The 5,711-nt window shown below is 51.2% G+C and carries 6 protein-coding genes, 1 tRNA gene and 1 pseudogene; all 8 read left to right on the top strand.

Annotated elements, in window-relative coordinates:
• Window positions 1–897 (top strand): Ig-like domain-containing protein (locus M3G15_RS20975; RefSeq protein ID WP_260071974.1); only part of this gene is annotated, 897 nt, incomplete at its 5' end.
• 79 nt (window positions 898–976) lie between these two features.
• A tRNA-Pro gene (locus M3G15_RS20980) sits at window positions 977–1,050 on the top strand.
• 165 nt (window positions 1,051–1,215) lie between these two features.
• Window positions 1,216–1,476, top strand: a complete 261-nt coding sequence (locus M3G15_RS20985; protein ID WP_260071975.1) for a hypothetical protein — start codon at window positions 1,216–1,218, stop codon at window positions 1,474–1,476.
• A gap of 241 nt (window positions 1,477–1,717) precedes the next feature.
• Window positions 1,718–2,062, top strand: coding sequence for a 50S ribosomal protein L19 (rplS, locus tag M3G15_RS20990; protein WP_059045398.1), 345 nt, complete (start codon window positions 1,718–1,720; stop codon window positions 2,060–2,062).
• Between the two features lie 122 nt (window positions 2,063–2,184).
• Window positions 2,185–2,853, top strand: coding sequence for a signal peptidase I (lepB, locus tag M3G15_RS20995; protein WP_397376645.1), 669 nt, complete (start codon window positions 2,185–2,187; stop codon window positions 2,851–2,853).
• Between the two features lie 67 nt (window positions 2,854–2,920).
• Window positions 2,921–3,784, top strand: coding sequence for a ribosome biogenesis GTPase YlqF (gene ylqF / locus M3G15_RS21000; protein ID WP_260071976.1), 864 nt, complete (start codon window positions 2,921–2,923; stop codon window positions 3,782–3,784).
• A 251-nt stretch (window positions 3,785–4,035) separates the two neighbouring features.
• A complete protein-coding gene (locus tag M3G15_RS21005; protein ID WP_260071977.1) occupies window positions 4,036–4,656 on the top strand; it encodes a ribonuclease HII in 621 nt (206 codons plus the stop codon).
• 71 nt (window positions 4,657–4,727) lie between these two features.
• Window positions 4,728–5,711: pseudogene (locus tag M3G15_RS21010) on the top strand (flagellar hook-length control protein FliK); the annotation flags it as partial.

Here is a 5,711-nt window from a genome sequence, read left to right on the forward strand (position 1 = left end):
GTTAATTCCTGGTGTCGATTCTATCACTTAGATTGTTATATTAATACAAGCAATTTAGGGGTAATTGATGGGCGTGTACTGTCTATGCCGGATGGGGACATAACTGTAATTTCTAATGATTCAATTAAGGATTTCGACTTTAAAATTGATGCCAGGTTTCTTTTGTACGGTCAAGCGTTTAAAGTAACCGGCATTGACCGATTTAGCAAGCCGGGGATGCTCATACTGACTTGTAGAAAGGATTTAATTGATGAGCAAGCGGATGATCTCATTAATGGCATTGCAGGAGGGTTAAGTTGTCCAGTTAATTTTGTGAGCGAAAACATAGAACTGACAGTAGGTAATACACATCAACTCACTTGGACAAGCGATAAGAATGCACCTGTGAAGTTCTCTTCGTCAGATGAAACCATTGCAACCGTAGACGCTAACGGCATTGTAACAGGAATTACAGCAGGTCAAGCGACAATTACTGTTGCTAACGCTACAAACGAGCGTATTCGCGATACAGTAACTGTAACAGTCAAGGGTACGCCAGTAGGATATACAATTAGCCTGACAAGTACAGGCGACCTGGAACAAATCAATAAAGGATATACTCGTACATATAATGCAGTTGTAACGGAAAATGGCAATGTAGTAAACGAGCCGGTAAAGTGGGAACTGTTTGCAGACGATCAGACAAGTACAACAACCTTGGCGGAGATTACAAGCCAAACGGGAACATCATGTACAGTCAAAGGTGTAGCGCTTGGATATGCACAATTAAAGGTTAGTTTAGTTAGTAATCCAGCAGTGTATATTTGGCAGCGGATAAGGGTAAAAAGTTTTGTTTTAGACCACAACCCATATTTATCACTTAGAAACCTTTACAATACAAATGAGACCACCTTATAATAAAAGTGTAATCATGAATGGGTTGTAGTCTTGTTTGGAAAAACGTCTGCAAACCCTTGATACATATGGAATTATAGTTCGGGGTATGGCGCAGTCAGGTAGCGCGCACCCTTGGGGTGGGTGAGGCCGTGGGTTCGAATCCCGCTACTCCGATCCTAGCAAACCGAAGAAACAGGCAAATTCAACTGAATTTTGCCTGTTTCTTTTTTTAACCACGAAAGCTAGCGAGGCAGTTGCCTCAAATCATTAGTCGCCCATACCGTTCGTCCACTGTTCTCATACTATGCATTAGCTTGCATAAGGAAGGGGAACAAGGGAATGGAAGAGATTTATTATAATTGCTTACGATGCATGGGGAAGCGAGTTCGTATTTTAGCCTGTGACGGCGCCGTACACGAAGGCACGATCGTGAAGGTTGACCGGTACAATGTATATCTAAAAAGATCAGGAAAAGGCCGGGCTCAAATTTCGGCATTTTATCCGCCCTACGGTTATGGCTACGGATACGGGCCTTCTGGAGCGGCCGGGGATATTTTGACGCTGAGCCTGTTCACGCTGCTGGCAATTGCATTAATTTAAGGCTGAAACGTTCGCCTCCAAGGGATTGGAGGCATTTTTTTGTTCAATTTTGGATAGGATAAATTTAGGATATCCCCTGATAACCCTTGCCTTGTAGAACTTATATTTTTCTTGCGAAGCCTATGGGATTATGGTAAAATTCAATTTGTTGTGAATTCGGTGGTCCGCTGCGGATGATGAAGAAGAACAAGAGGTTCTTTGGAAGAGGCATGAACACCTGAGTGGAAGGAGGGAGTCCTAGATGAATATCGTACAAGCGATTACGCAAGAACAGCTTCGCAAGGATATTCCGAGCTTTCGTCCTGGTGACACTTTGAAAGTGTTCGTTAAGGTTATCGAGGGATCTCGTGAACGTGTCCAATTGTTCGAAGGTGTTGTGATTAAGCGTCGTGGCGGCGGAATTAGCGAAACTTTTACGGTTCGTAAAATTTCCAACGGTGTAGGCGTGGAAAGAACTTTCCCGCTTCATTCCCCGAAAATCGATAAAATCGAAGTGGCTCGCCGTGGTAAAGTGCGTCGTGCGAAGTTGTATTATCTTCGTGAGCTTCGCGGTAAAGCAGCGAGAATTAAAGAAGTACGTCGTTAATTTTCCGTTAACGAAGAGGGGGCTTGTATCCAATCAAGCCCCTTTGCTTTTTCTTCGGGAAGTTTCGAGTTCATTCACTACCTCCAGTACATATTTTAAGAGATAAGGAGAGGTCACGATCCATGGAGAAGCATGAACGTCAGGATTATCCGGAGGTTTCGCCGTCTTCCGGACGGGTGGAGCAGTCGCCAGACGGGCCAGGAGCGGTGCAAACGCCGCCTGCGGGCAAGAAGGAAAAAAGCGAGGCGCTGGAGTGGCTGAAAGCTATCGCCATCGCCGTTGTGCTGGTTCTCCTGATTCGTTGGCTTTTCTTTGCTCCGTTTATTGTCGACGGCCCGTCGATGCAGCCAAACTTTCATACGGGAGAACGGATCATCGTCAACAAGATCATTTATGATATCCGCGCTCCAAAGCACGGCGAGGTCATTGTTTTCCACGTTCCGTCGGAGGGGCGGGATTTCATCAAACGTGTAATCGGCGTCCCTGGGGATACCGTTCAAGTGGAAGGGGATACGGTGACGGTCAACGGGAAGGTCGTAGACGAGAAGTACATTAAAGATGTCGTGATCGAGAAGCATAATAATAACGAGCTGTACAATACGGAAGCGAATTTTCCCAACGAGCTGGTTCCGGATGGAACCGTGCCGGAAGGATACGTATTTGTACTGGGGGATAACCGCTCGAATAGCACGGACAGCCGGCGGATCGGTTACGTACCTTACAAAGACATCGTAGGTCGGGCAGATCTGGTGTTCTGGCCGCTGTCGGATCTGAAGTTTATCCGGCACTAGACGTTGCGCAATAGAATGGGAGAAACGTGAGGGAAGGCGCGTTCTTGGGACAGTGAGGTGAAGGTATATGACAATTCAATGGTTTCCCGGCCACATGACCAAGGCACGCCGGCAAATCCAGGAGAAGCTCAAGCTGATCGATGTGGTCATCGAGCTCCTTGACGCGAGGTTGCCTCTGTCGAGCCGCAATCCGATGATCGATGAGATTTTGCAAGGCAAGCCGCGCTTGATCGTATTAAATAAATCCGATTTGGCCGACCCTGCGGTTACGCGGCAATGGATTGCTTATTTTAAGGAAGAAGGGCATCTGGCCGTTGAAGCAGACGCCGCCAGCGGGCAAGGCTTAAAGGAGATTCCCCGCTTGGCCAAGGAACTGCTGAAGGAGCGGATCGAGAAGCAAATCGCCAAAGGCATCAAGCCCCGGGCGGTTCGAGCTTTAATTGTCGGAATCCCGAATGTTGGGAAATCAACGCTGATTAATGGCTTAGCTGGTCGTAAAATCGCCGCCACCGGCGACAGACCCGGCGTCACCAAAGGTCAGCAATGGATCAAGGTTGGCACGGAGATGGAGTTACTCGACACGCCGGGTATTTTATGGCCGAAGTTTGAGGATCAGAACGTCGGCTACCGGCTGGCCGTGACCGGTGCGATCCGCGAAGAGATTTTGAACGTGGAAGACATCGCTTTTTTTGCCGTAAAATATTTGGTCCGGTATTACTGGGAGCCGTTCAAAGCGCGGTTTGAGCTGGATCAACCGCCGCGAGACTTCGACGATCCGGACGAAATCGTTGCGATCATGGAAGCGGTGGGGCGTAAACGCGGTTGCCTCATCAGCGGTGGACGAGTGGATTTGGAGAAAGCATCGGGGATTCTGCTTCGCGAATTGAGAGCCGGGAAGCTGGGCAGATATTCGTTGGAAGCCCCCTATTAATAAATGAAAGCCGCTGGCGGTTTGGAGATCCTTCTTCAGATCGCCGGCGGCTTGTTTTTTTAGCGAAAGGCTGTAGAATCGAAAGAGGATTGCCGATAAAATAAGGGAAGCATCGTAATTCATAGAGATGAAACCGATAGAGTGATGGATGCGCTCCAGGCGTGGAACCCTCATTTCCGAGTCCGGAGATAGGAACCAACAACATAGAACAGCTAGCAACGGGGGAAGTTTCGCGAGAACAAGGAGGCATTATGGACGATTTATTAAAATATGAGCGCGAGTACTGGCAAGCGGGATATCCGCATATTGCGGGGATCGACGAAGTGGGCAGAGGCTGCTTGTTTGGAGATGTGGTAGCGGCTGCGGTCATTTTGCCGCAGGGGCTCGTGCTTGAGGACGTTAACGATTCGAAGAAATTAAGCGCCAAGAAGCGGGAGAAGCTGTTTGATCTCATTATGGAGCAGGCGATTGCCGTGGGGATCGGATTTGTGGATGCGGCTACAATTGACCAAATCAATATTAAGCAGGCAACAAGGCGGGCGATGAAGCAGGCGGTCGAGCAGCTGACAATTCAGCCGGATTTTCTGCTCATCGATGCGGAGAAGGTAGATGTGCCCATTCCGCAACTTTCAGTGATCAAAGGGGATGCCACCAGTCAGTCGATCGCGGCCGCTTCGATCGTTGCCAAGGTGACTCGGGACCGTTTGTGCCAGGGCGAATGGGATGCACGTTATCCTGAATACGGAATCGCCGTACATAAAGGTTATGCAACCAAGCTGCACCGCGAACAGCTACTTGCATTGGGGCCAACGCCGATGCATCGCAAGAGCTTTATGCGCAATTTGTTCGTGGAAGAACAAACGTTGTTTTAACTGGCATTCCTTACCCGCTCTCGATCGAGGCGGGTTTTCCATATCCTAAACGAAATCTAAGGGGGGAGCTTATGAATATCGGACCGCTGCTGCGCAGTTTGATGGGGGACGTTCGTTCCGGGGAGCCGAAATCGCTGGAACTCAAGACGGGGCAGGTGGTCCGCGGCACGGTCTTGTCCGTCTCTGACGATGGGCAAGTGGCCGTCATTCAGGTCCAGGGCGTGAAGCTTCACGCTGCCTTAGAGACGCCGATGCGCCCGGGGGAAACAACGCTTCTGCAGGTGCAGCCGGAATTTAAGGACGGTTTGGCGGTCTTGAAGCCAATTTCCTCGGACCCGGGGACCGTCCTGTCTCCCGCTTCTCTTGCTAAGGCGCTCGAATCGCTGGGACTTGAGAATACGCCGGCGAACCGGGAATTCCTGCAGATGATGCAGAAAAGCGGAATTCCGTTAACGCGGGAAAATTTGTCGCTCCTGCAGCAGGTCTCCGGGCTAAAGCCGGCTGGAGTGCCGCTGTCCGAGTGGATTCAGGCGGCCGGCATTGCTTTTGGACGGGGGCTTCCGATCACCGGTGAAACGGTAGCGGGGTTGCACCAAGCTGTTTTTGGCCCTCCGCTGCACGTCCTGCTGTCCTCGCTGGAGGAGCAGATCGCCAGCTTTTTGCGCCAAGCGGGGCCGGACATGACCGGAAACGGAGGACATACCGGCTCAGGCTCGGCGGCTGGCTCATCGGCTCAGACGGGGCAAACGGCATCCCCCTTGCTTGCGGGGGACACCGCTTCTCCAGCGCCCGGGTCGAATGCCGGGATGGCCGCCTGGGGAGCAGCACAAGCAGGGACGCTGCCGAGCGGCGGAGGAGCCCAGCCAAATCAGGCGGCTGGGTTGGTGCAGTTAGCCCGGCAGGGCGCTTTTGCGGTTGCCTCGGGCGGGCCGCAATCCCCGCAGCCGGGGCTGCAGGGACAGCAAGCCGCAAGTGCACCGGGCGGAGCGCTGGTCGCGAAGCTGCAAGCGGTGTTGGCGGAGCTGCAATCGTCCGTGCTTCCGGAGGGCACGGAC

This window comes from Paenibacillus sp. p3-SID1389, from assembly GCF_025151705.1.
Lineage (GTDB): Bacteria > Bacillota > Bacilli > Paenibacillales > Paenibacillaceae > Fontibacillus > Fontibacillus phoenicis.

Bases quoted from the DNA above. Each gene is read 5' to 3' on its own strand.
- lepB (WP_397376645.1), top strand. From the start codon at position 2,185: ATGGAGAAGCATGAACGTCAGGATTATCCGGAGGTTTCGCCGTCTTCC.
- M3G15_RS20985 (WP_260071975.1), top strand. From the start codon at position 1,216: ATGGAAGAGATTTATTATAATTGCTTACGATGCATGGGGAAGCGAGTT.
- ylqF (WP_260071976.1), top strand. From the start codon at position 2,921: ATGACAATTCAATGGTTTCCCGGCCACATGACCAAGGCACGCCGGCAA.
- M3G15_RS21005 (WP_260071977.1), top strand. From the start codon at position 4,036: ATGGACGATTTATTAAAATATGAGCGCGAGTACTGGCAAGCGGGATAT.
- rplS (WP_059045398.1), top strand. From the start codon at position 1,718: ATGAATATCGTACAAGCGATTACGCAAGAACAGCTTCGCAAGGATATT.